Source organism: Pseudonocardia sp., assembly GCF_050246655.1.
GTDB lineage: Bacteria > Actinomycetota > Actinomycetes > Mycobacteriales > Pseudonocardiaceae > Pseudonocardia.
In genome coordinates this window covers 1-23,774 of the sequence record NZ_JBFWVQ010000055.1, presented here as the reverse complement: position 1 = coordinate 23,774, position 23,774 = coordinate 1, and the positions used below count along the sequence as shown (strand labels likewise).

General features: G+C 75.0%; 20 protein-coding genes. 8 read left to right on the top strand and 12 right to left on the bottom strand.

Translation table 11 applies throughout. The features are described from left to right. Window positions 1–8: 8 nt before the first annotated feature. Window positions 9–1,442: a Fe-S cluster assembly protein SufB gene (sufB, locus tag AB7J25_RS18105; protein ID WP_428510539.1), complete on the bottom strand. Its 1,434-nt coding sequence runs from the start codon at window positions 1,440–1,442 to the stop codon at window positions 9–11. Beyond that, entirely contained in the window at window positions 1,439–2,179 is a 741-nt protein-coding gene (locus AB7J25_RS18100) for a helix-turn-helix transcriptional regulator (protein ID WP_428510537.1), read from the bottom strand. The genes sufB and AB7J25_RS18100 overlap by 4 nt, the downstream gene beginning before the upstream one ends. 203 nt (window positions 2,180–2,382) lie before the next feature. On the opposite strand from AB7J25_RS18100, the gene mptB (AB7J25_RS18095) reads away from it, so the two are divergent. The 7 genes from mptB (AB7J25_RS18095) to AB7J25_RS18065 all read left to right on the top strand — a co-directional run bounded on the left by mptB (AB7J25_RS18095) (window position 2,383) and on the right by AB7J25_RS18065 (window position 10,479). Beyond that, on the top strand, window positions 2,383–4,011 hold the full coding sequence (gene mptB, locus AB7J25_RS18095) for a polyprenol phosphomannose-dependent alpha 1,6 mannosyltransferase MptB (RefSeq protein WP_428510535.1): 1,629 nt from the start codon (window positions 2,383–2,385) through the stop codon (window positions 4,009–4,011). Beyond that, entirely contained in the window at window positions 4,008–5,540 is a 1,533-nt protein-coding gene (mptB, locus tag AB7J25_RS18090) for a polyprenol phosphomannose-dependent alpha 1,6 mannosyltransferase MptB (protein ID WP_428510533.1), read from the top strand. Before mptB (AB7J25_RS18095) ends, mptB (AB7J25_RS18090) begins: the two co-directional genes overlap by 4 nt. Continuing rightward, window positions 5,537–6,526 carry a DUF4185 domain-containing protein gene (locus AB7J25_RS18085; RefSeq protein ID WP_428510531.1) on the top strand — a complete coding sequence of 330 codons (990 nt, stop codon included), beginning with the start codon at window positions 5,537–5,539 and terminating at the stop codon, window positions 6,524–6,526. Before mptB (AB7J25_RS18090) ends, AB7J25_RS18085 begins: the two co-directional genes overlap by 4 nt. A gap of 31 nt (window positions 6,527–6,557) precedes the next feature. Beyond that, window positions 6,558–7,478: an ABC transporter ATP-binding protein gene (locus tag AB7J25_RS18080; protein ID WP_428510570.1), complete on the top strand. Its 921-nt coding sequence runs from the start codon at window positions 6,558–6,560 to the stop codon at window positions 7,476–7,478. Continuing rightward, the gene (locus tag AB7J25_RS18075) at window positions 7,475–8,254 is read left to right on the top strand and encodes an ABC transporter permease (protein ID WP_428510529.1); all 780 of its coding nucleotides are present in this window, start codon (window positions 7,475–7,477) and stop codon (window positions 8,252–8,254) included. Before AB7J25_RS18080 ends, AB7J25_RS18075 begins: the two co-directional genes overlap by 4 nt. Window positions 8,255–8,509: 255 nt before the next feature. Beyond that, entirely contained in the window at window positions 8,510–9,415 is a 906-nt protein-coding gene (locus AB7J25_RS18070; protein ID WP_428510568.1) for a COX15/CtaA family protein, read from the top strand. Window positions 9,416–9,507: 92 nt separating this feature from the next. Further along, a complete protein-coding gene (locus tag AB7J25_RS18065; protein ID WP_428510527.1) occupies window positions 9,508–10,479 on the top strand; it encodes a quinone oxidoreductase family protein in 972 nt (323 codons plus the stop codon). Window positions 10,480–10,580: 101 nt separating this feature from the next. On the opposite strand, the gene AB7J25_RS18060 is transcribed toward AB7J25_RS18065, so the two are convergent. The 4 genes from AB7J25_RS18060 to AB7J25_RS18045 all read right to left on the bottom strand — a co-directional run bounded on the left by AB7J25_RS18060 (window position 10,581) and on the right by AB7J25_RS18045 (window position 15,576). Beyond that, window positions 10,581–12,251: a DUF6777 domain-containing protein gene (locus AB7J25_RS18060; protein WP_428510526.1), complete on the bottom strand. Its 1,671-nt coding sequence runs from the start codon at window positions 12,249–12,251 to the stop codon at window positions 10,581–10,583. Window positions 12,252–12,543: 292 nt separating this feature from the next. After that, window positions 12,544–14,280 carry a DUF6777 domain-containing protein gene (locus tag AB7J25_RS18055; RefSeq protein WP_428510524.1) on the bottom strand — a complete coding sequence of 579 codons (1,737 nt, stop codon included), beginning with the start codon at window positions 14,278–14,280 and terminating at the stop codon, window positions 12,544–12,546. A 313-nt stretch (window positions 14,281–14,593) separates the two neighbouring features. After that, window positions 14,594–14,902 (bottom strand): AzlD domain-containing protein, encoded by a 309-nt coding sequence (locus tag AB7J25_RS18050; RefSeq protein ID WP_428510522.1) that lies wholly within the window; start codon window positions 14,900–14,902, stop codon window positions 14,594–14,596. Then, on the bottom strand, window positions 14,899–15,576 hold the full coding sequence (locus AB7J25_RS18045; RefSeq protein ID WP_428510520.1) for an AzlC family ABC transporter permease: 678 nt from the start codon (window positions 15,574–15,576) through the stop codon (window positions 14,899–14,901). Before AB7J25_RS18045 ends, AB7J25_RS18050 begins: the two co-directional genes overlap by 4 nt. Window positions 15,577–15,629: 53 nt before the next feature. On the opposite strand from AB7J25_RS18045, the gene AB7J25_RS18040 reads away from it, so the two are divergent. Beyond that, window positions 15,630–16,184, top strand: coding sequence for a helix-turn-helix domain-containing protein (locus AB7J25_RS18040; protein WP_428510518.1), 555 nt, complete (start codon window positions 15,630–15,632; stop codon window positions 16,182–16,184). Between the two features lie 4 nt (window positions 16,185–16,188). Here the strand turns inward: AB7J25_RS18040 and AB7J25_RS18035 are convergent, their stop codons facing one another. The 6 genes from AB7J25_RS18035 to AB7J25_RS18010 all read right to left on the bottom strand — a co-directional run. Beyond that, the gene (locus AB7J25_RS18035) at window positions 16,189–16,995 is read right to left on the bottom strand and encodes a hypothetical protein (protein WP_428510516.1); all 807 of its coding nucleotides are present in this window, start codon (window positions 16,993–16,995) and stop codon (window positions 16,189–16,191) included. Then, window positions 16,988–18,025: a TRAFAC clade GTPase domain-containing protein gene (locus AB7J25_RS18030; RefSeq protein WP_428510514.1), complete on the bottom strand. Its 1,038-nt coding sequence runs from the start codon at window positions 18,023–18,025 to the stop codon at window positions 16,988–16,990. The genes AB7J25_RS18035 and AB7J25_RS18030 overlap by 8 nt, the downstream gene beginning before the upstream one ends. Beyond that, window positions 18,022–18,735 carry a hypothetical protein gene (locus AB7J25_RS18025; RefSeq protein ID WP_428510512.1) on the bottom strand — a complete coding sequence of 238 codons (714 nt, stop codon included), beginning with the start codon at window positions 18,733–18,735 and terminating at the stop codon, window positions 18,022–18,024. Before AB7J25_RS18025 ends, AB7J25_RS18030 begins: the two co-directional genes overlap by 4 nt. Further along, the gene (locus tag AB7J25_RS18020; RefSeq protein WP_428510510.1) at window positions 18,732–19,835 is read right to left on the bottom strand and encodes a hypothetical protein; all 1,104 of its coding nucleotides are present in this window, start codon (window positions 19,833–19,835) and stop codon (window positions 18,732–18,734) included. The genes AB7J25_RS18025 and AB7J25_RS18020 overlap by 4 nt, the downstream gene beginning before the upstream one ends. Beyond that, a complete protein-coding gene (locus AB7J25_RS18015; RefSeq protein ID WP_428510508.1) occupies window positions 19,832–22,855 on the bottom strand; it encodes a hypothetical protein in 3,024 nt (1,007 codons plus the stop codon). Before AB7J25_RS18015 ends, AB7J25_RS18020 begins: the two co-directional genes overlap by 4 nt. Then, window positions 22,852–23,774, bottom strand: a 923-nt coding sequence (locus AB7J25_RS18010) for a hypothetical protein (RefSeq protein WP_428510506.1), incomplete at its 5' end; no start/stop codon positions are given. The genes AB7J25_RS18015 and AB7J25_RS18010, both read right to left, overlap by 4 nt.

The following is a 23,774-nucleotide window of genomic DNA, read 5'->3' as shown; positions in this document are numbered from 1 at the left end:
CCGTCGTGCTATCCAACGCTGCCCTCCATCTGCAGCTCGATGAGCCGGTTCAGCTCCAGCGCGTACTCCATGGGCAGCTCGCGCGCGATGGGCTCGACGAACCCACGCACGACCATCGCCATGGCCTCGTCCTCGGTCAGACCCCGGCTCATCAGGTAGAAGAGCTGGTCCTCGCTGACCTTCGAGACGGTGGCCTCGTGGCCCATCTGCACGTCGTCGGTGCGGACGTCGACGTAGGGGTAGGTGTCGGAGCGGCTGATCGTGTCGACGAGCAGCGCGTCGCACTTGACCGTGGAGCGGCTGTGGTGGGCCCGCGGGTTCACCCGCACCAGCCCCCGGTACGACGTGCGACCGCCGCCGCGGGCCACCGACTTCGAGATGATCGTGGAGGAGGTGTGCGGCGCGAGATGGGTCATCTTCGCCCCGGCGTCCTGGTGCTGGCCCTCGCCCGCGAACGCGATCGAGAGCACCTCGCCCTTGGCGTGCTCGCCCATGAGCAGCACGGCCGGGTACTTCATCGTGACCTTCGAGCCGAGGTTGCCGTCGACCCACTCCATGGTGGCGCCCGCCTCGGCCTTGGCCCGCTTGGTGACCAGGTTGTAGACGTTGTTCGACCAGTTCTGGATGGTCGTGTAGCGGCAGCGCCCGCCCTTCTTCACGATGATCTCGACCACCGCGGAATGCAACGAGTCCGACGAGTAGATCGGCGCGGTGCAGCCCTCGACGTAGTGCACGTACGCGCCCTCGTCGACGATGATCAGCGTGCGCTCGAACTGGCCCATGTTCTCGGTGTTGATCCGGAAGTAGGCCTGCAGCGGGATGTCGACGTGCACGCCCGGCGGCACGTAGATGAACGACCCGCCCGACCAGACCGCCGAGTTGAGCGCGGAGAACTTGTTGTCGCCGCTCGGGATGACCGAGCCGAAGTACTCGCGGAACAGCTCGGGGTGCTCCTTGAGCCCCGTGTCGGTGTCCAGGAAGATCACGCCCTGCTCCTCCAGGTCCTCGCGGATCTGGTGGTAGACGACCTCGGACTCGTACTGCGCGGCGACACCGGCCACCAGGCGGGCCTTCTCGGCCTCGGGGATGCCCAGCTTGTCGTAGGTGTTCTTGATGTCCGCGGGCAGCTCCTCCCAGCTGGTGGCCTGCTTCTCGGTGGACCGCACGAAGTACTTGATGTTGTCGAAGTCGATGCCCGACAGGTCCGCCCCCCAGCGCGGCATGGGCTTGCGCTCGAAGAGGTCCAGGGCCTTGAGCCGGAAGTCCAGCATCCACTGGGGCTCGTTCTTCAGGGCGGAGATGTCGGCGACGACGTCGGCGGAGAGGCCCCGCCGGGCGGAGGCGCCGGCGACGTCCGGGTCGGCCCAGCCGAAGTCGTAGCGGCCGAGCGTCGCGAGCGTCTCCTCCTGGGTGAGTCGAGTCTCCTCAGGAGCGGTGGTCATTCGGGCTGCCTCCCTCTCGGGACTGTGGTGGTTGCGTTCTCGTGCCGCAGGACCTCGGGATCGTCCAGCGGGACGTGCGTGGTGCACGCGGCGTCGCCGCGCGCGATGGTGGCCAGGCGCTGCACGTGGGTGCCCAGCACCTCGGCGAAAGCCTGCGTCTCGGCCTCGCACAGGGCCGGGAACTCGGCCGCGACGTGCACGACCGGGCAGTGGTGCTGGCACAGCTGCACGCCGTGCCCGGTCTCCCGGGCCTGCGCCGCGTATCCACTCGCGGTCAGTGCGTCCGCCAGGACGTCGACGCGCTCGTCCGCGGTGGCCGCGGCGGCGATCCGCTCCGCGTGCCCGGCCAACAGCCCGGCGACCCGGTCGCGCGCGAACCCGCGGATCGCGCCGTCCCCGCCGTGCTCGGCGAGGTAGCGCAGCGCCGCGACGGCGAGCTCGTCGTAGCCGTGGCCGAACTGCGCCCGGCCCGCGTCCGTGAGCACGTAGGCCCGCGCCGGGCGGCCCCGCCCGCGCTTGCCGCGGCGCGGCGCGGCGATCGGGGACACCTCGGCCTCCCCGTCCGCGATGAGCGCGTCCAGGTGCCGCCTGACGGCCGCGGCGGACAGTTCCAGCTCGGCGGCGACCGCGGCCGCCGTGACCGGTCCCTGCTCCATCAGGAGCCGGGCGACCGCCCGCCGCGTGCGCCCCTCACCGGAGGCGTGCGCGTCCGTCCCGCCGGCCGTGGCGGGGGCCACGGCCGTAGGCACAGCGGGCACAGCGGGCGCGGCGGGCGCGGTGCGCCTGCTGACACGCGGTCCGGCGGTTTTCACAACACCAGTGTTGCGTATATGGTCCCGCGCGGCAAAACCACCCCCTCCTCAAGGTGACGGCGCTCACCCCGAGGGTGGCGGGGCGGCCGACGGCGGGCGCCGTCCGGCCGGGACTACCCTCGGCCCGCATGGCGCCGCCGGATCTCCGCGCGCCGGACGCGCCTGCCGCGCCGGTGCCACCCGCCCGATCGGGCGGTGCGGGGCAGGTCGCCGGGGAGGTCCCCGCCGTCCGGGAGCCGGGCAGGTCCCGGCACCGCGCCGCGGACCGCGGACGGCACGCCGGCGCGCGCACCACCTCCCGGCTCCGGTTCGTCCGGCGGTTCGGCCTCGCCGGCACCCTGCTCATGGCGCTGGGCTCGCTCGGCGCGGGCGCCCTGCCCGTGCCCAACCCGCTCTTCGGGATCCGCGTCGTCGGTCTGCTCGCCCGCAACGCCACACTGGCGATCGCGCTCGTCTACGCCGGCACGGCCATGCTCGTCCTGGCATGGCTCTGGCTGGGCCGCATCGTCCGCAGGGACGGCCTCACTGTCGCGGCGGTCCTGCGCACCGGTGTCACCTGGGCCGTGCCGCTCGCGCTCTCGGTACCGATGTTCAGCCGCGACGTCTACGGCTACCTCGCGCAGAGCGAGATCGCCGCGCGCGGCCTGGACCCGTACACGCTCGGTGCGGCCCAGGCCCTCGGCGTCGACGACCCGCTCACCCGCAACATCCCCACCATCTGGCGCACCACGCCGTCCCCGTACGGGCCGGGGTTCCTCGTGCTCGGCCAGGGCGTGCTGCGCGTCGCCGGCACCGACGTCGCGCTGGGCACCGTCGCGTGGCGGGTGCTGGGCATCGCGAGCCTGGTGCTCGTGGCGTGGGCGGTGCAGCGCCTCGCCCGCCGGGCCGGGGTGGATCCCGCGCTGGCGCTGTGGCTCGCCGTCGCGAACCCGCTCGTGATGCTCCACCTCGTCAGCGGCCTGCACAACGAGTCGCTGGTGCTGGGGCTCGTCCTCGCAGGCCTGGAGCTCACCCTCGCGCACCGGTGGCTCGCGGCCGCGGTGCTGATCAGCCTGGCCGCAGCGCTCAAACTGCCCGCGCTGCTCGCGCTCGGGTTCGTCGGCGTGCACGTCGCGCGGGAGCGGGGGGCGCGGCTGCGGGACGTCCTGGCGGCCGCGGCGGTGCTCGCCGTGGTCGCGGGCACCGTCCTGACCGCCGTGTCGCTGGGCAGCGGCCTGGGTTTCGGCTGGATCCGCACGCTCACGGTGCCCAACGCCGTCGTCAACTGGATGTCGATGAGCACGTGGACGGGGCAGCTGGGCGGCCAGCTCGGGATCCTCGGCGGGCTCGGCGACCACACCCGCTCCGTGCTCACGCTCACCCGCAGCATCGGCGGGCTGGTGAGCGCGGTGCTGTGCGTGTTCCTGCTGCTCGAGGTCCTGCGCGGGCACCTGGACACGGTCACCGGCACCGGGCTGGGGTTCGCGGCGGTCATCCTGCTCGGGCCCGTCGTGCATCCCTGGTACCTGCTGTGGATCGCGCTGCCGCTGGCCGCCTGCGCGCTGCGGCACCGCCACCGCCAGGCGATGGTCCTCGTCCTCGCGCTCGCGGCGCTGCTCACCCCGCCGACGGGCTCGGGCTTCGACCTGCGGCCCTACCAGCTGCCGATCGCCATCCTCGGCGGCATCGCGATCCTCGCCGTCGTCCTGCTCGCCACCTGCCGGCGCCGTCGGGTCGGCGCCGGCGCCGGTCCGGCCTCCCCTAGCCTGGCGGCGTGACGACCGTCCGCACGGACGAGATCGGGGTCGACCTGCGACCCGAGAGCGCGGGCGACCGGCTCGCCCGCACCATCCGCCGTTTCGGGCTGACCGGCTCCCTGCTCATGGCCTTCGGCGCGCTCGGCGCGGGCGCGCTCCCCGTGCCGAACCCGCTGTTCGGCATCCGCGTGCTCAGCCTGCCGATCCGCAACGTCTCGGCGGCGCTCACGATCACCTATCTGGGCATGGGGATGGTCGTCGTCGCCTGGCTGTGGCTGGGCCAGCGCCTGTGGGCCCACCAGCGCGACGGCGCCGAGCGCATCGGGGGCCGGGCCGTCGGGCGGGCCGCGGCGCTCTGGGGTTTCCCACTCGCGATCGCGCCGCCGCTGTTCTCCACCGACGTCTACACCTACCTCGGGCAGGAGGCCATCTCGCTGCGCGGGCTCGACCCGTACCGGCTCGGCCCCGCAGGGGCGCTGGGAGTCGACGACCCGCTCGTGCGCTCGATCCCCACGATCTGGCAGCACACTCCCGCGCCGTACGGGCCGCTGTTCCTGTGGGTCGGCAAGCTGATGGTGCCGTTCGCGGAGGACCGGCTGCTGCTCGGCGTCGTCGCCCACCGGGTGCTCGCGCTCGCCGGGCTGGCGCTGATCGTCTGGGCACTCATCCGGCTCGGGCGCCGGTTCGGCGCCGATCCCGCGGTGGTGCTCTGGCTCGGCGTTGCGAACCCGATGGTGCTGTTCCACCTGGTCAGCGGCGTGCACAACGAGGCGCTCATGCTCGGCCTGCTGCTCGCGGGCCTGGAGATCGGGCTGGGCCGCTCCTGGGTCGCGGGCGCGGTGCTGATCAGCGCGGCGGCCATGGTGAAGCTCCCCGCCCTGCTCGCGCTCGGCTTCCTCGGGGTGGCTCTGGCCCGCCGATGGGGCGCTCGGGATGCGCGGCCGTGGACGCAGGTGCGGCTGGTCGTGGCGGCGGCCGTCCCGCTGGGGGTGATCGCGGCGGCCGTCGCGGCCGCGATCGGGTGGGCGTCCGGGTTCGGGTTCGGCTGGCTCGGCACCCTCGACGGCCCGAACGCCTACCGCAGCCTGCTGTCGATCACCACCGACCTGGGCCGGGTCAGCGGGGGGATGGGCACGCTCGCCGGGATGGGCATCCACACCGACACCGTCCTCACCCTGACCCGCGGCATCGGCGGGCTCGTCGCCGCCGTCGTCGTGGTCCACTACCTGCTCGCCGCGCTCGCCGGGCGGGTGGACCCGCTCGCCGGGCTGGGCGCCGCGTACGGCGCGACGGTGCTGCTGCTGCCCGTCGTGCACCCCTGGTACCTGCTCTGGGCGATCCTGCCGCTCGCCGCCACCCCGCAGCTGCCCCGCTGGCGCGCCGTCATGGTGGCGGCGTCGGCCGTCGCGGCGCTGCTCGTACCCCCGACCGGGGCGGACTTCAACTTCCGGCCCTACCAGCTCCCCATGGCGATCGCGGCCGCGTTCGCGCTCCTCGTCGGCACGGTGCTCGTGGCGCGGTGGTGGGCGCGGCGCACCGGAACCGGATGAGCGTCCGGGTACGCGGCGTCGAGATCCTCGAGCCCGTGACGGGTGCGCACCCGCCCAACCACACGGCGGGGCGCTGGGCCGTCCACGGGACCGACCTGGGGATCCTCTGGGACGACGGCGCGGGCGGGGTGCTTTGCGCGTTCGGCGACACCTACGGCGAGGGCTGGTGCCCGCCCGGCACCGGCCCGCGCACCGCGGACTGGCGGTTCAACACGCTCGCCCGTAGCACCTGCGCCGATCTCTCCCGCGGGCTCGTCCTCGACGAGATGGTCACCGACACCGACGGGCACGCGGCCGAGGTCGTGCCCCGCACGGGGCGGCGCAGCGAGCGCACCGTCATCCCGACCGCCGGGATCGCCGTCGACGGTCGCCAGTACCTGCACTACATGTCCGTGCGCCGCTGGTTCCTTCCCGGGCGCTGGCGCAGCAACCACGGCGGTATCGCGGTCTCCGACGACGGCGGGCGCACGTGGACCCGCGACCTCGCCGCCCGCTGGCCGAACCGCCCGTTCGGGCGGCGCACGATGCAGATGGGCGCGTTCGCCCGCTCGCCGCGCTGGGTGTGGTTCCTGCACACCCGCAACGGCCGCCGCGGGCCCGTGTTCTGCGCCCGCGTGGATCCGGCCGAGGTCGGCGATCCCGCGGCCTACCGGCACTGGACGGGCAGCTCGTGGTCGCCACGCGTTCGCAAGGCGCGCCCGGTCGCGTCCGGGCCCGCCGGGGAGATCTCGGTCGCGTTCCACACCGGGCTGGGCCGCTGGCTCATGGTCCACCTCGCGGGCGGGCGGATCGTGCTGCGCAGCGCCGCGCACCCGACCGGGCCGTGGACGGATGGCGAGACCCTCGTCGACGGGGCACGCCACCCGGGGTTGTACGGCGGCTACCTGCATCCGTGGCACCTCGACGGGGACGCCGCCTACCTGACGATGTCGCTCTGGGGGCCCTATGCGGTGTACCTCGTCAGGGCCGTCCTCGACCGGTCGTAGAATCGCGCCCGTGAGCCCGTCCGCGCCTGCCGTGTCGGTGCGCGGCCTGGTCAAGCGCTACGGCTCGGGCTCCGGCGCGGTCACCGCGGTGGACGGCCTGGACCTGGAGCTGCTCCCCGCGTCCGTGCTGGCGCTGCTCGGTCCCAACGGCGCGGGCAAGACCACCACCGTCGAGATCTGCGAGGGCTTCGTGGACCGGGACGCTGGCGATGTTCGCGTGCTCGGCCTCGATCCCGCCGGTGCCCCCGAGGCCCTGCGCGCCCGCATGGGCGTCATGCCGCAGGGCGGCGGGGCGTACCCCGGGGTGAAGGCGCTGGAGATGCTGCGCGTCGTCGCGGCCTGCTCGGCACACCCGCTCGACGTCTCCTGGCTGGTGGACGTGCTGGGGCTTCGCTCGTGCGCGGGCACCCCGTACAAGCGGCTCTCCGGCGGGCAGCAGCAGCGGCTCGCGCTGGCCTGCGCCATCGTCGGGCGCCCGGAGCTCGTGTTCCTTGACGAGCCCACCGCCGGCATGGACCCGCAGGGCCGCCGCCTCGTGTGGGACCTCGTCGCCGCGCTGCGCCGCGACGGGGTCTCGGTGCTGCTCACCACGCACCTGATGGACGAGGCCGAGGCGCTCGCGGACCACGTCGTGATCATGGACGCCGGCCGCGCCGTCGCCGCGGGCAGCCCGGCCGAGCTGTGCCGCGGCGGCCACGAGCAGGAGCTGCGGTTCCGGGCCAGGCCCGGCATGGACGTCGCCGACCTCGCCGCCGCGCTGCCCGACGGGTACTCGGCCGCCGAGCCGGTGGCCGGGCGCTACCTCGTCCAGGGGCGGATCTCGCCGCCCGTGCTCGCGGCCGTCACCGCCTGGTGCGCCGGTCAGGGCGCGCTCGCCGACGACGTGCAGGTCACCCGCCGCAGCCTCGAGGACGTCTTCCTGGAGCTCACCGGGCGGGAGCTGCGGTCGTGACTCAGCCCTTCCCGCCGGGGACGTTCGCGCCACGGCCCGGTGCCGGGTCGCGGCCCGCGATGCTCGCCGCCCAGGCCGGCACGGAGCTTCGGCTCGCGCTGCGCCACGGCGAGCAGGCGCTGCTCACCCTGCTCATCCCGGCAGTCCTGCTGGTCGGGCTCACCCTGGTGGACGTCGTGGCGCTGCCCGAGCCCCGGGTCGCGCACGTCGTGCCGTCGGTGCTGGCGCTCGCCGTCATGTCCACGGCGTTCACCGGGCAGGCGATCGCGCTGGGGTTCGACCGCCGCTACGGCGTGGTGCGGCGCCTCGCCGCCACCGCCCTGCCGCGGTGGCTGCTGGTCGCGGGCCGGCTGGTCGCGGTGCTCGGGGTGGTCGTGGTGCAGATCCTCGTGCTCGGCGGGCTCGCGCTGGCGCTGGGCTGGCGGCCGCCGGTCGCGGGGCTCGGCTGGGCGCTGCTGCTGGTGCTGCTCGGCTGCGCCGCGTTCGGGGCGGCCGGGCTGCTGCTCGGGGGCACGCTGCGTGCCGAGATCGTCCTCGCCGTCGCGAACCTCGTGTGGTTCGTGCTGCTGCTCGCGGGCGGCATCGTGGTGCCGCTGGAGCAGCTGCCCGAGCCGCTCGCGGTCGTCGCGGCCGTGCTGCCGTCCGGTGCGCTGGCCGAGGGCTTGCGGACCGCCCTCGTCACCGGCGCTGCTCCCGGCTGGGGGCCGGTATCGGTGCTCGTGGCCTGGGCCGTGGTGGCGGGGGCGGTCGCCGCGCGGACGGTCCGCCTGCGCTGACCCGCGAGTTGCGCATCCTGCGCCGGCGAGTTGCGCATCCTGCGCCGGCGAGTTGCGCATCCTGCGCCCGCGAGTTGCGCATCTCATCGGGCCGGGTGGCGCGTTCCGTCCGGTGAGACCGCGAACTCGGCCTGATGGAATGCGGAACTCGCGGGCACGGCGGGAGCCGGGGGTGCGCCCCGTCTACGATCGGGACGTCCCGCCTACGATCGGGACGTGCTGTCCACCCTCGCCGGCCGGGTCTCGCCGTCGCTGATGCGGCGCCTCGCGATCGCGGCGGTCGTCGCGCAGGCCGGGATCTCGGTCACCGGATCCGTCGTGCGCGTCACGGGCTCGGGCCTCGGCTGCCCGACCTGGCCGCAGTGCTTCCCGGGCAGCATGGTCCCGGTCGCGCACCCCGAGATCGCCGCGCTGACGCAGTGGGTCGAGTTCGGCAACCGCCTGCTCACGTTCGTGGTGGTCGTCGTGGCGGGCGCCTGCCTGCTCGCCGCCCTCGCCGTGCGCCCCCGCCGGGCCCGTTTGGTGCGGCTCGCGGCCGTCCAGCCGGTCGGGGTGGTGGCGCAGGCCGTGATCGGCGGGATCACCGTGCTCACCGGCCTCGCCTGGTGGACCGTCGCCGTCCACTTCCTCGTGTCGATGGTGCTGGTGTGGCTTGCCGTCCAGCTGGTCGGCGCCGCCACCGACGGGGACGGCCCGCCACGGGCGGTCGTGCCCCGCCCCGTCCGGGCGCTGGTCGCGACGAGCACCGTCGTCCTCACGGCCCTGCTCGTTGCGGGCACGCTCGTGACCGCCGCCGGGCCGCACGCGGGCGACTCCGACACCCCCCGCCTCGCCCTGGGGGTGCCGGCGACCGCGCAGCTGCACGCCGACCTCCTGTTCACCTACCTCGGGATGCTCGTCGCGCTCGGCTTCGCCCTGCGGGTCCTCCCCCCGCCGGCGCGGGTGTGGCGCCGCTACCTCGTCCTCGTCGGGGTCGTCCTCGCGCAGGGCGTCCTCGGCGCGGCGCAGTACGCGCTCGGCGTCCCCGAGGTGCTCGTCGCGCTGCACGTCCTCGGCGCGGCTGCCGTGACGATCGCGGCGGCGGCGCTGTGGTCGGGCCTCACCGAGCGCACGGGTGTTCCTGCGACCTCGACGGCCGGGGAGCCCGCCCTCGCCCGATGACCCGGCCGTCCCGCGCCGGTGGACAACCCCGGCCGCACAGGCCGTCGCGGCGTAGGCTCGCCGCCGCGGACGGTGATCGGGAGGGAGGCGCGATGCGCGCGGTGGTGGTGGCGAGGCACGGCGGACCGGAGGTCCTCACGCCCACGGAGACGCCCGATCCCGAGCCCGCGGCGGGCGAGGTGCTCGTGGAGGTCGCGGCGGCAGGGGTGAACTACATCGACACCTACCAGCGCGAAGGCATCTACCCGACGAAGGTGCCGTTCGTCCTCGGCCTGGAGGGGGCCGGACGGGTCCGGGCCGTCGGGTCGGGTGTCGAGGGCGTGGCGCCGGGCGACCGGCTGGCCTGGTGCGAGGTCCCCGGCAGCTACGCCGAGCTCGTCGCCGTACCCGCGACGCATGCCGTGCCCGTGCCCGACGGGGTCTCCGACGAGATCGCCGTCGGTGCGCTGCTGCAGGGGATGACGGCCCACTTCCTGGTCAACGACACCTTCCGGGTGGCTCCCGGTGACGACGTCCTCATCCACGCCGCGGCGGGCGGGGTCGGGCTGATGCTCACGCAGATGGCCGCGGCGAAGGGGGCCCGCGTCATCGCGACCGTGTCGACCTCGGCCAAGGGAGAGCTGGCCCGCGGGGCCGGCGCGGCGGACGTGATCCGTTACACGGAGGTGGACGACGTCGCCGCCGCGGTCCGCGACCTGACGGGCGGGGTCGGCGTCGCCGCGGCCTACGACAGCGTCGGGCGCACCACCTTCGACGCGAGCCTCGCGAGCCTGCGCAAGCGCGGCACGCTCGTGCTGTTCGGCGCCGCCAGCGGCCCCGTGCCCCCGGTCGACCCCCAGCGCCTCAACGCGGGCGGCTCGCTCTTCCTGACCCGGCCGAAGCTCTTCGATCACGTCGACACCCGCGAGTCCCTGACGGCGCGCGCAGCGGCCGTGTACGCGGCCGTGGCCGACGGGACGCTGGACGTCCGCATCGGGCACCGGTACCCGCTCGACAAGGCCCGTGAGGCCCACGAGGACCTGCAGGGCCGCCAGACGACCGGGAAGCTGCTGCTCATCCCCTGACCTGGGGCCCCGTCGTCCGCCTTCGCAGGGGCCCGGCACGGTTCGCAGGGGTTGCAGCCCCTGCGAACCGAGTGCGGGGTCTGCGAGGTCACCTCGCCGGGTCAGTTCCCGTCGTCGGAGGAGTCGCTGTTCTCGGAGTCCCCGTTTCCGCCCGAACCGTTGCCTCCACCGGATCCGCTGCTGCCTGAGCCGCCGTTGCCCGAGCTGCCGTTGCCCGAGCTGCCGTTGCCCGAGCTGCCGTTCCCTGAGCTGCCATTGCCCGAGCTGCCGTTCCCCGAGCCACCGTTGCCCGAACTGGTGCTCGGACCGCTGTTCTCGGAGGTGCCCGCCCCGCTGCCGCCCTGGTCGCCGGTCGGACCGGCATCGCCCGTCGTCGTCGGTGCGCCGGTGGTAGTCGTGGGTGCCTCCGTGGTGGTCGGCGCCGGCTGCGGGCATCGCGGGTCGGTGAGCAGCAGACCGGGGATCGTCGGGCACGGCAGGCCCGCGGCCGGGCCCGGCGGGATCACCGGCGGAACCACGCTGCCGGGAGCCGTCGTGTCGTCCGGCGGCGCCGTGGTCGTCGTGGTCTCGTCGGGGGCCACCGTGGTCGTGCCGGCCTGCCCGCTACGCAGTGCCGTTCCGTCCGGCACCGTGGTGGTCTCGCATTCCAGCGCGGTGCTGTCGGCCGGACATTCGGGCAGGGTCGCCTTCTGGACCGGCTCGCACATCTGCGTGCCCGCCGACCAGCCGAAGCCGGTGTCACAGGGCGGAGTGCAGTCCGTGGCAGCGTCCGGCTGTGTGCACGGGTCCGGAACGCAGCCGCTACCGGTGAACGCGGTGTCGGTCGGACACTCGGGCGCGGCGCACTGGTCGTCCTGCCAGGCTTGACCGTCGGGGCACTGGGGCCGCTGGCAGTCCTGACCGACGGCATACTCCCCGTCGGGGCACTGCGGCGGTTCGCATCGGTGCCCGTCGTAGTTCGTGTTCTCGGGACACTTCGGCGGCTCGCAGCGGTCGTGCGACCGCCCGTCGTCCCGGTCGCAGTCGACGGGCCGGCAGTGGCCGTCGCTCAGCTGCTCCCCGTCGTCGCACTTGATGGGGCGGCAGGCACCGCCGTCGTAGTAGTAGCCGTCACGGCAGTCGATGTCGCTGCACCGGTTGCCGTCCCAGTACTCGCCGGGGTCGCAGCGGGTGACGACCACGACCTCCACCTCGACGAACCCGTCCCACTTCGTGCCCTCGTAGACGGGCTTGGCCGTGAGCAGCCTCTTCGGGGTGAGCGGGTTGCCGCACTTGCAGCGCACCCGAACGACACCGGCCCGGTCCACGAGGACCGACGAGCCGGCCTGCAGCACCGACTGCACCGACGTCGGCGCGCCCTTCGTGTACTGGAAGTTCGTGACGCGCAGGTCCTGGCTCAGCCGCTGCGCGGTGAGCTCGGCGACGTAGGCGCGTACCTGGTCGGGCTGCACCTGCGAGCCGCCGCTCCACTGCAGCGTCGGGTCCGAGTTGAGCGCGGCCGTCCACGCCGCGGCGAGCACGGGGTCTGCCTCGAGGGTCGCCACCAGCGCGGCCGGATCGCAGTCCACGGTCTCGACCGTGACGCCGGTCTTGGACCCCTCGGTCGGGACGTTCACCGGCCCCTTCGACCCCGCGGCCAGCACGAACGGGTTCTCCCCCGGATCCTCGACCGCCTCCAGGTAGAGCTTCTCGTCGGCATTGGCGAGGCTCGGGAAGCCCACCAGGCCGATCGCCGTGAGCACTCCGGCGGCGAACAGGGTGAGGACCGCCATGAGGAGAGCGATGGTCGTGCCCCTACCCCTGCTCATCGGGCACCCCCGGTTGCCGCCTCACCACGACGGTGCGTGTCCCCCGACCTGCCCCGTGCGGAGGAAGCGTATCCGTGCCCGGACCCACGGCGATTGGGCCGAACACCGTAACCTCCAGCCGGTCGGGCTTCGTGGCCACGGCGTGGCGCACACCCTCTCGCGCGGTGCACACGCCGCTGTCGCCGTGCACATGGTCCGACGTGTGCACGGCGACACCGCGGCACGCGCCGGTCGCTCCGTTCGGGGTCACCCCGGGCTACCGGATTCGCTGCGGCGCGAGGCAGACACCGTCGCCGTCCGGGTCGACGCACGGGTCGGTGCGGTCGCAGACGCCGTCCGCGTCCCGGTCCGTGCAGGGTGACGGCGTGGCCGTCGGGGTCGGCTCGGGCTCGACCGCCGTGCTCGCCGGCGGCGGCGTGCTCGGGGTGGCCTTCTTCGTCGGCGGGTCGGTGGGTGGTGCGGGGGGTTCGGACTCGGGCTCGACCGCCGTGCTCGCCGGCGGCGTGCTGGGGTCGGCCTTCTTCGTCGGAGGCTCCGTGGGTTCCGGCTCGGTCGACGGCGGCGGCGTGGTCGGCTCCGACGTCGCGGGTACCGGTGTTCCCGAGCCGACCGACGGTGTCTCCGGTTCCGTGGACGTGCCGGCAGGTGGCGGAGAGGTGGGCGGGGACGTCGGGGGTGGCGGCTCCACGACCGTCGACGGTGGCGTCGTGTCGGGCTTCGGATCCGGCGCCGTGACCGTCGTCGACGGATCCGGGTCTCCAGCCCCACCGGACGGCGGCGGCGTCGACGGATCCGCGCCCGTGGACGGCACCCCGGTCGGCCGGCCGGGATCGGACGAGGGAGCAGGAGCAGAACCGACGTCGCCGCCCGCGCTCGTGCTGGGCGGGGTCTGCGGGTCGGGACCGGTCCGTGCGGCCTGAGAGGGCACGAGGGCAGGCAGCGGCACCGGCGGCGGGGCTTCGGTGGGACCGCTCTCCCCGCCCGAGCCGTCCGAGCCATCAGGGCCGTCCGAGCCGCCAGAGCTGTTCGCGGGATCGGCGTCACCGGGCACGTCACCCGGCCGCTCGTCGCCGTCCCCCGGCTCGCCGGGCGGCGACGGCTCGTCGCGGCACTGCCCGTCCTCGGGGAACTGGCCCTCCGGGCAGCGCAACGGCTTGCAGAAGCCGTCATCGGCGTACTCGTCGCCGTCGCAGCGCAGCGGTGCGCAACCGTCGCCGTCGGGGTACTCGTCCCGGTCGCAGCGCGGCGGGGCCCGGCACGCGCCGTCGCGGAAGTACCCGCCGTCCTCGCAGCGCGGGACGTCGCGGCACCGCCCGTCCGCGTAGTACTCGCCCTCGTCGCAACGCGGCGCGCCGTCCTCGACGACCACGACCTGGACCTTCGTGAAGCCCGGCCACGGCTCGCCCACGTACCGCGGCGCGGAGACGAGAGTCTTCTTCGGGGTGAGCGGGTTGCCGCACTTGCAGCGCACGCGGGCCACGCCGCTCTGGTCGACGAGCACGGCGGTGCCCTTCTGCAGCACCGACTGCACCGACGTGGGGGCGCCGGCTGTGTAGCGGTAGTTGGTGACGCGCAGGTCCTCGGGCAGGGTGCGCGGCGCGAGCTCGCGGATGAAGTCCGGGATCTGCTCGACGGTCACCGTCGTGCCGCCGCTCCACCGCAAGGTGGGGTCGGAGTTGAGGGCCGAGGTCCAGGAGGCGGCCTTCGCGGGGTCGGCGCGCAGCTGGGCAATGAGGTCCTCGGGGTCGCAGACCTCGCTCTCGAGGTTGACGCCGGGCGCACCGTCGCCCGCGGGTGCCTTGGGCTGCACCTGGGCGGCCAGTGGCGGGGCGAACGGCGAGTCCCCGGGCTCGCCGGCCTGCTCGAGGACGAGCGTCTCCCCCGCGGACGCGTTCTGCAGCCGCACGACACCGAACGCGACGGCGAGCCCGCCGAGGAGGACGACGGCGATGAGCGCCGCGAGCCCGGCGCGGTTCGTGCGGGTGCCGGTCACGTCTCCCCCTCCGCGTCGCGCTGCGTCCCCCGTCTACTGCTACGGGTACACCCGGTCGGGCGTTACACGCTCACGGTGTCGATCGTTCGCTGCGGACCCGCCTCCGCTCCTCGCTCGCCAGAGCTCGCTGCGATGCTCACCCGGTCCTCGCTCACAGTGTCGATCGTTCGCTGCGGACCGGCCTCCGCTCCTCGCTCGCCGGAGCTCGCTGCGATGCTCACCCGGTCCTCGCTCACAGTGTCCATGGTTCGCTGCGGACCGGCCTCCGCTCCTCGCTCGCCGGAGCTCGCTGCGATGCTCACCCGGTCCTCGCTCACGGCACGCCGAGCAGCCGCAGCCCGGCCGTCACGGCCGCGGCGAGCAGCACCACCAGCACGAACGGGGCGCGTCGCCAGGCCGCGAGCCCCCCGGCAGCGACGCCCGCGGCGCGTGCCCACCCGGCGAAGCCGTCACCGTCGGTGAGCGCCGCGGTGGCGACGAGGGCGACGAGCAGCCCGGTGGCGGCGAGGTCGAGCAGCCGTTCGACGCGGGCGGGCACCTCGACGCGCCCGCGCAGCAGCAGCCCGGTCAGGCGGATGAGGTAGGTGCCTGCGGCCAGCGCGAGGACCGCACCCCAGGTCATGACCGCTCCCGGCCCGCGACGGCGAGCCCGAGCAGGCCCAGCAGGACGGGCAGCCCGGCCGGCAGGAACGGGGTCGCGAGCAGCGCGACTGCCGCGCCGGTGAGCCCGACGCGGCGGGCGTCGGCCCGCCGCAGCCCCGGAAGCAGGAGCGCGAGCAGCGCCGCGGGGAAGGCGGCGTCGAGCCCGAGGACGTCGGTGTCGGGGACGGCGGACCCGGCGAGCACGCCGGCGACGGTGCCGAGGTTCCAGAAGACGGTGAGCAGGATGCCGCAGGTCCAGTAGGCGGCGCGGGCCCGCTCCAGGCCGAACGCGGTGCGGGCGCGGGCGAACGCGACGACCTCGTCGATGAGCAGGTGTGCGCCGAGCAGCCTGGCGGCGGGGCGGTCGCCGAGGACGGGGGCGACCGCCAGACCGTAGGGCAGGTGGCGGGCGTTGATGAGCAGGCCGCCCGCGACGGCGGCCACCGCGCCGCCGCCCGCCGCGGTGACGGCGACGACCAGGAACTGCGAGCCACCCGCGAGGACCAGCAGCGACAGCCCGACGCTCATCGCCATCGAGAGGCCCGCGGCGGCGGCGAGGGCCCCGAACGAGGCGCCGACCAGGCCCACCGCGGCGGCGACGGCGAGGGCGTCACGCAGATCGTCCGGATGCACCGTTCGATATAGCGAACGCATGCCCTCTACACTGAACACCTGCCTGGTGTTCGTCAAGTCGAATGAGGAGACCGATGCAGCGAACGGCCCCGCTCGCCACCATCGCCGCCGCGCTCCGCCGCGAGCGCGAGCGCCACGGCCTCTCGCTCACCGAGCTGGCCCGGCGCGCTGGCATCGCGAAGTCGACGCTCTCCCAGCTGGAGTCGGGCACCGGCAACCCCAGCATCGAGACGCTCTGGGCGCTCGCCGTCGTCCTGGAGGTGCCGTTCTCGACGCTCGTGGACCCGCCCGCGCCCGCCATGCGCGTCGTCCGTGCCGGTGAGGGGCCCACGATCGCCAGCGACCACGCGCGCTACACGGGCACCCTGCTCGCCGCGTGCCCGTCCGGGGCGCGCCGCGACCTGCACGTGGTCACCGGCGAACCCGGCGCGCCCCGCGAGGCGCACGCCCACATCCGGGGCACCGTCGAGCACCTGGTCGTGGTCTCCGGGCGGTGGCGCTGCGGGCCGGCCGATGCGCCGGTGGAGCTGGGCCAGGGCGACTACGCGTGCTTCCCCGGCGACGTCGCCCATCTCTACGACGCGCTCGAACCCGCCAGCTCGGCCGTGCTCGTCATGGAGTACCTGTGACGGCTCACCTCCCGGTGGCCCGCCGCAACCACGTCCCGACCTGCGAGAGGACCGGCCGCCGACGCTCCGGCGGCCCGCTCGCGGTCCGGGCAGCGTCGTTGTTCCCTTCGTCATTCCCCTCGTCGACCCCGTGCTCAGCCCCCCGGTCGGTGACGACGACCTGCCGCTCCTCGACGTGGATCGACGCCACATGGGTGAGCCCGACCAGCCGCCCGGGCCGCGCGACCCGCAGGCCGGTCACCACGACGACGGGTTCGGTGCTGGCCGCCGCGGCCCGCCACAGCTGTTCGGCATCGTCCTCCGGCCACACCTCGACCGCGCCCGACCGTCCGACCTCCAACGGGTCGGCGTCGGCGGCGGCGAGCTCGCCCCACGGGCCGGGCGCCGGGCCGGTCGGCTCGGCGGGCGTCGCCTGCGTCGGGCCGAGGTCCCACACCGGCCGCAGCCGCCGCTCGTACTCCGCCCCGGCCCACTGCCGGTAGTGCGCCCGCAGGTCGGCCAGCTCCGGCGGCCGCGCGCGGCCGAACCAGCCGACGAACCCGTAGAGCTCCCGGGCACCGTCGGTGTGCATCGACGCGCTCAGCTCAACCGCCCGGCAGGCCACCCCGACCAGCCGCGTGCCGCCGGCGCACGCCAGCAGGAACCGCGGCCCGTGCCGCAGGTCCCGGCCACCCTGGACGGCGGCGTGGACCACCGCGGAGCGCCACTCGGGCGGCGGGCCGCCGGAGCGGAGCCCGGGGACGGCCCGCCACCAGTCGTCCCGGGCCGGCGTCCTGGCGTAGACCAGCGGTGCCCAGCCGGCGTCAGACACCGCCGCCTCCGTCGACCCGCCGTCCCTGGTGGAAGATCGGCACGTCCCCGTCGATCGACGTCGTGAGGATCGAGGTCCAGTAGTCCGCCGTGTCCCCGGCATGCGTGGCCGCGCTCCTGCGCCGCTCGGCGTCGTCGACGGCGTCGCGCAGCTCGCGGCGCCGTCGCCCGGCGAGAAGGCGGTTGTCGAGAGCGGCCAGCTCGGCCTTGTCCGAGGAGATCGCGGCGTCCAGCTCGGCCAGCGCCGCCTGCTGCTGGTACCGCTCGACGACGTACCGGTGCCGGACGGTGAACAGGATCGGCTGGTGCAGGCGCTGAGTGTCGACACGGGTCGGGTCGACCCGGCCTTGCGCGGCGCCGAACCAGCCCACCTGCACGGGGCAGACCATCGTGGTGAGCCCCGACCGGCGCAGGACCGGCAGAAGGTCGATCACCGCCTCGACGACCTCGCCCATCCGCTGCTCGTGCGGCACGCCCTCGTCGTTGGCCGCGTTGACGATCCGGTCCGCCTTGGTGATCAGCACCACGACCGACGGCAACGGCAGGCGCTGCTGCACCCGCGCCTCGACCGCGCTGCGGACGAACGTCGACATGCGCTCCACCCCGAGCTCCGCCCGCAGCCGCGGCGACGACCCGGACGGATCGCTCGCGAGCTTCGCACCGTCGAGCACGAGGTGGATCGAGTCGGAGGCGAGCAGCCGCTCCTGCAACCGGACGACGTCGGAGTGCTGGTCGGAACGCGAGAACAGGGCGCCGCCACGGAAGTCGGACCAGCTGAGCACCGCCGCGGTGTACTCGCCGTGCTGCACGACGAACTCGTGGAACCGGGGGTTCTCGTCGGTGGCCTCCGGGACCTCCCCTTCCTCGGCGAGCGCCCGCCAGCCCTCCAGCAGCTCCAGTTCGCTGTCCCGGTCGCGGTCGTAGATCCCGTAGGCGTCGACGCCGCGGGCGAGCTCGGTGAACATCGCGTAGAGGTAGGTGGTCTTGCCCGAGCCGGGAGCACCGATCATGGTCACGGTGATCGGGTTCACGACGCGACCCCGAAGCGCGCCTGCGCCGCGCCCGTCCACGGGTGCGCCACCCCCGACGGCCACACGTCGATCAGCGCGGCCTCCACGAGCGGGTCGGCGCGCTCGTGGCGCATGCACCACAGCAGCGGAAGCGCGCACCGCTCGGGTTCGGCCGCGGACACCGGCAGGGTGATACCGGCGATCCGGCCGCCCGCCGCGGCCCGGATCGGGTCGAAGAGCGCCGTGGCGCTGCGGACGTCCGCCGCCGGGAGCCGGTCGGTGTGGGTGAGTGCCAGCACCACCGGGAGCCGGACCGGACGCGGGTCGCGTTCGAGCGCGTGCACCCGGCGCCGCACCTCGACGGCGAGCCGCGCGACCCTGGCAGGTGCCACGTGCTCGGTGAGTGTCGTGGCGTCCACCACCAGGACGAGCGCCTCGCACACGGCGAGCGCGGCGGCCATCCGGTCGTCCGGGACCGGTCGGTCGAGCAGCCGGCCGTCGTGGTCGGTGCAGTCGAGGCGGGCACCGCTTCGGGTGACGGCCCGGCTGGTCGGGACGCCGCGGGTGCGCGGGGCCCGCCTGCCCCTGGCGACGGCCCTGCGGGCCCGTGCCAGCCGCTGGCGGTCGCGCACCGCGACCCGCAGCCCGAGGCTCGTCGTCAGCTCGGCGAGGCCGGAGGCGATCATCGTGGTCTTCCCCGCGCCGGACCGGCCGAGGAACACGATCCTCACCCGTCGTCCCGGACGTAGACGACGCGGGCCGGGTACTCGTCCGCACCGAGGCGCAGGTAGGCGCGCAGGCAGGCGAGGATCTGGCCGGCCGGGCGGCCCGGGACGGAGCAGGCGACGTTGTTGCGGCCGATCCACCTCTCCTGGGCGGCGTAGTCGCCCGGCGGGACGACCCGGACCTCGACGTCGGCGCCCCGGGTCCGCAGGTCGGCCGCTGCGGCGGACAGGACCGCCCGCGAGCGGCGCCCGAGCGCACCCCACCAGCTGTCCGGATGCGCCGGCGGGACGTGCACCACCGAGCAGAGGGCCTCGTCGACCATGGTCAGCTCGCGCAGCGCCGCCGGGCTGCCCGCCTCGGCAGCGGCGAGGTAGGTGATCCGGCGGAGGAGGTCGCGGTGCAGGTCGGCGAGGTGGGCCGGCTCGCCGAGGGAATGGACGTTGCGGCTCTGGCGGCTCTCCAGCGCGTGGTGCAGCGCGGGGTCGAGCCCGGCCATGGTGAGCACCGTCCCGGCGAGCCTGCCGAGCTCCGCACACCGCCCGGGCAGCGCCGGGACGTCCGGGGAGCCGGCCGGGTCCTTGCTCTCCCGCAGCCCGGCGACCCCGAACGCGGGCTCGACCAGCACGGCGTCCGCCCCCGCCACCTCTCGCCACTGGGACGGGCGCTCCCCGGCGGCGAGCGGGCGGGCGCGGGCCCGCCAGTGCTCGGCGAGGTCGGGCGGCAGGCGCAGGAACGACAGCCACAGCCGCAACCAGCTCTCCCCCGGGTCCCCGTGCAGGACCGCGGTCGCGCCGATCCAGACGGCCACGTCCGGGTCGGCGGCGAACGCGGTGGCCAGCGCCGCCACGGGATCGAGCGGTGCAGCGGCACTCTCCACAGGCCCGGAGACCAACCCGGCGAGGACGTCGGCGGCCCGCCGGACGGCCGGATCGGGCGCCGCAGCGGGGTCCCCGAGGACCGGATCCACGGCCGTCCGCAGCGCGGCGACCGCCCCGGCGACCGCCGCGCGGGCGGTGGCCGCCGACGGGCCGCGCAGGGCCGCACGCAGCAGCTCCTCCAGCCCGGCGGCCTCGTCCGGTGGTGCGTTGTTCAGCGGTGCGTTCACTGGTGCCCGGTGAAGGGGTCGTCGACGGGCTTGTAGTCGGGCTCGCCGGAGGTCATCGGGATGCGCAGCGCCGTCCCCTCGTCCTCGAACACCTCCTGGAGATCGCGGGCGGCGCGGTAGCCCGGCTCGCCCGCGACGACGTGGAGGACACCGCGGTCGTCGAGGACGGCGTGGTGGCGCCTGCCCGCCGCGACCGGCGGCGCTGCGACGAGGTCGGGTGGGTGGGTGGTCGCCGGGTCCTGGTCCGCGGCCCGGCAGCTGAACGCCCATCCGCTCTCCCGCGGGGTGGGCAGTGGCCCGCCGACCCGGGCCCGGCGGCGCTCGCCGTTCACCTCGACGGTCCGGTCGAACGGGTCGCCTGCCCGGAAGACCGGGTCGCGGGTGCCGCCGTCGTCGAGGAAGCCGTCGATGGCCCGGTCCACCTCGACGGTCGCCGGCACCCGGTCGTACGTGCCGCCCTCGCCCGGTTCGCCGAGCTTGGCCCGCAGGTCGCACCGCGTCGGGGCCGCGCCGAGGTCGATCATCGGGGTGCGGCCGCAGCACAACCACGCCCAGATGTCGAGGCTCGCCGCCGCCTCCACCTGGACGTACAGCCGATCCTCCTGCTCGTGCCGCAGCTCGAAGCCCGCCACGGGGTGGACCGCCAGGTACTCCTCCAGGCGCAGGTGCGCCCACTCGACCGTGGTGTCCGTGCCCTGGACCCGGTCCACCAGGAACGGGTTCTGGTACGGCACCCAGTCCGAGCGCACCACGGGCTCCGGGTGCGTGTCGGTCATCCTCAGCTCGGCGTCCATCCCGAACAGCCGGGTGGCCCCCGCCGAACCCACGCCGCCCGGAGCCCGGACGACGAAGGCCGCCCGCATGCTGCGGAACAGGTTGTCGACGTCGACGGTCAGCCAGGTGGCGCCCTCGGCGAGCTGCGCCTGCACGTCGCGCTGGGCACGCGTGTCGACCGTGGCCGCCCAGCACGCCCCGATCGACGCGGCGTGCTTGGCGAACTCGTCGCCGTAGCCGACCACCGGCGGCACGCGGCGGACCTCGCCGCCCGAGCCGCCGAACCGGCTGTCCAGCGCCCTGACCAGCTCGGACCGGACGAGGGGCAGGAGCGAACCGCGGCCGGTGAGGACGACCTCGTGCAGCGGCTGCTCGGGCAGCCCGCGCCGGCGCGGCAGGTCGGACAGCCGCACGCGGGCGAGGTCGGCGGCGAAGTCCATCACGTGGCCGACCTCGTCGCCGACCAGCCCGACGAAGTCCTCCTGCCGCAGCGCGAACGCCGGGACGGCCGCGGCCGTCGACTGGCCGTACAGGTCGAGGACGTCGTCGCGCAGCTCGCGCAGCCGCACCTCGTCGATGTCCGCCACCGCCTTCGTGCCGAGGTCGCGCTTGGCGGTCTCGGCGAGCGACCACAGCTTGCCGAACAGCTGCTCACGCTGCGCAGCGGTGCCCGCCCGGCCGGGGGTGCTGTCGCGCCACTCGGTGGGGACCACATGCCCGGCGGCCCGCGCCGCCTCCCGGAGGTTCGGGAGCCCACCGAGCCCCACCTCGACGAGCCTGCCCGGCAGGTAGCGGGTCTCCCGGTCGACGAACCGGTCGCCGAGACGCTCCTGCACCGCGTCGCGGACCGCGGGGACCGTGGTCAGCACGTGGTCGGCGAGCAGGATCTTCAGCCAGCGGAACACCTGGAGCGTGAGGTAGTCACCGCCGCGCTGGCCCGCCCCGGTGGTGCCGAGCAGCGTGGGACGCAGCCGGAAGTAGCGGCCGTAGTGCGGCGAGCCGGCACCGGGCGCGGTGCGGTCGGTCTCGTCATGCAGCACCAGCTCGAGTAGGGCGACGTCGGTGGTGCCACCACCGACGTCGACGATGAGGACGTTCTGCCGCCAGGCGGTCGGCCTGCCGGCCTCGGTGCGGTTCGCCCCGGGAACCGGGTCGCAGCGGGCGGTGAACGCCTCCACCGCGAGATCGGTGCGCCCGCCGACCTCCCGCAGGACGTAGAACATGGCGGCGGCCAGCGCCTCGTCGAAGTCGGTGTCGACCCTCAGGATGCCGGCCTCGTGCAGCATCGCCCGCAGCGCGTCGCGGACGGCGAGCGGGGCCATCGTCGGGTAGGTCACGACCACGTCGGTGAGCAGCCCGGCGGAGAGCTCCAGCTCGGAGCGGAACTGGGCGAGGTACCGGTCGGTGCGGCGCACCAGGTCGGCGAGCGCACCGGTCATCAGCTCGTCGAAGCCCGGCGCGCCCGCCCCGGCGCCGACGCGCGGGGTGCTGCGGCCCAGCTGCTGCTTCAGGCCGCGGTAGCCGACCCTGGCCCCGGCCTCGTCCGGATGCAGCAGCCGGAACCGCGGTTCGCCGTCGGCTCCCGTGTCCCAGACGATGCTCGGCAGCTCCTGGTGCGGGCCGTGCAGGTTCGCCTTGTAGTAGCGCAGGGAGTCCAGCGGTGGCAGCTGCAACGCCTGGTCGTAGCAGTGGGCGAGCCGTGCGGTGAGGAAGCGGGTCATGGCCGGCCCGCGGTTCACCCGCAGGCGCTCGAGCTCGGCGATGACCCGGTGCAGCGGCTCGCCGGTCCCGGACGTGCGCCGCAGGTGCTCCGCGGCACTGGTCGACGGCCCGGTGCCCGCGACCGTACCGAGCCGACCGAGCAGCTCGGCCAGCTCGGTGCGGAACTCCTTCCAGTGCAGCACGAGCTCCTGCGGGCCCGGTGGGTCCGAGTCGAGCAGGTCGGCGAACTCGTCGGCGAGCCTGCGTCGCTGGGCGGGGGAAAGGGACGGGAACTCCGAACGGCCCGCGTCCCAGACCGCGACCGTGGCGGTGGTCGTCCCCAGGTCGAATGCGGCCCGCCCGCGGTAGCCCGCCTCGCCGCGCTCGCGCCTGCCCGGCGCGGGTGCGGGTGCCGGGGCCGCGGGGGTGGCCGCCTGCTGCTCCGGCGCAGGGCCGGGGGCGGACGCCGTCCCGGCGAAGGAGGGGTCCTGCGGCCACTCGAAGTGCGGCGTCGCGCCGCCCGGGCGCGCCGTCCCCTCCGTCATCGCGGTCCCTCCTCGTTCCCGGTGGTCGCGGTGGTGTTCCGAGACGCCCGTACCCGGCCGACGAGCGCGACCAGCTCGGCCGAGTTCTGCTGCGCCTTCGTCAGTGCCCCGTTGACCGCCTGCAGCTGCCGGGCGAGGGCCGTCGCGGCAGCGGCGAGCTGTCCGGCGAGGAGCTGCAGGCGCTCGTCGGTCACGGCGTCCGCCATCTCGCACCGCAGGCGCAGCAGCTGGCCCAGCCCGGTGTAGGACTCCCGGTCCCGGCGTGGCGAGGCCGGATGCCAGGCCAGGGCCCGCCCCGGATCCAGGGGGAACCGCCGACCGTCCTCGGGCGCCACGGGCGGTGCTTCGGAGGCGGCGCAGGCCTTGGCCGCGGTGATCTCGGGGTGGGTGACGCGCTCGACGGCGAGCAGCAGGGCCGGTCCGACCCTCAGGTCCGCCAGCTCCCTGCGGACGGGCTCGGTCAGCACCGCCTGGAGCAGCTGCCGCTCGTCGGGCGTCACCAGGCCGCATTCGCGCAGGTGGGCATCGACCCGCTGCTCGACGATCCGGCTGCTCGCCTCGGCGATCACCCGGCAGGCATCCCGGTAGGGACCGAGGAACTCGGCCACGTCCACGGGCACGTGCTGCGCGTCGAGCAGGTCGCGCCACTCCTCGGGCAGGTCGGCGGGTGCCTCGGCCACGACGCGCCCGTCGGTGACCGCGTCGAACAGCAGCTTCCACTCCGGCCAGTCGTAGACGACCCGCTCGGCCTCCCGGCGGACCCGCTCCGCCGGGGACTCCCCGCCGCGCGGCGCCGCCTCGGGGTCGGCCAGCCGCTGCGCGAGGGTCTTGCGGGTCTCCACGACCCGCCCGGCGATGGTGCCGAGGACCCGCTCGAACAGCCGCCGGGCGTCGTCGTCGCCCTGGTGCACCTCGCCCA

Bases quoted from the DNA above. Each gene is read 5' to 3' on its own strand.
- sufB (WP_428510539.1), bottom strand. From the start codon at position 1,442: ATGACCACCGCTCCTGAGGAGACTCGACTCACCCAGGAGGAGACGCTC.
- AB7J25_RS18050 (WP_428510522.1), bottom strand. From the start codon at position 14,902: ATGACCTGGGGTGCGGTCCTCGCGCTGGCCGCAGGCACCTACCTCATC.
- AB7J25_RS18045 (WP_428510520.1), bottom strand. From the start codon at position 15,576: ATGCGTTCGCTATATCGAACGGTGCATCCGGACGATCTGCGTGACGCC.
- AB7J25_RS18015 (WP_428510508.1), bottom strand. From the start codon at position 22,855: ATGACGGAGGGGACGGCGCGCCCGGGCGGCGCGACGCCGCACTTCGAG.
- AB7J25_RS18065 (WP_428510527.1), top strand. From the start codon at position 9,508: ATGCGCGCGGTGGTGGTGGCGAGGCACGGCGGACCGGAGGTCCTCACG.
- AB7J25_RS18040 (WP_428510518.1), top strand. From the start codon at position 15,630: ATGCAGCGAACGGCCCCGCTCGCCACCATCGCCGCCGCGCTCCGCCGC.
- AB7J25_RS18070 (WP_428510568.1), top strand. From the start codon at position 8,510: ATGCGGCGCCTCGCGATCGCGGCGGTCGTCGCGCAGGCCGGGATCTCG.
- AB7J25_RS18060 (WP_428510526.1), bottom strand. From the start codon at position 12,251: ATGGCGGTCCTCACCCTGTTCGCCGCCGGAGTGCTCACGGCGATCGGC.
- mptB (WP_428510535.1), top strand. From the start codon at position 2,383: ATGGCGCCGCCGGATCTCCGCGCGCCGGACGCGCCTGCCGCGCCGGTG.
- AB7J25_RS18085 (WP_428510531.1), top strand. From the start codon at position 5,537: ATGAGCGTCCGGGTACGCGGCGTCGAGATCCTCGAGCCCGTGACGGGT.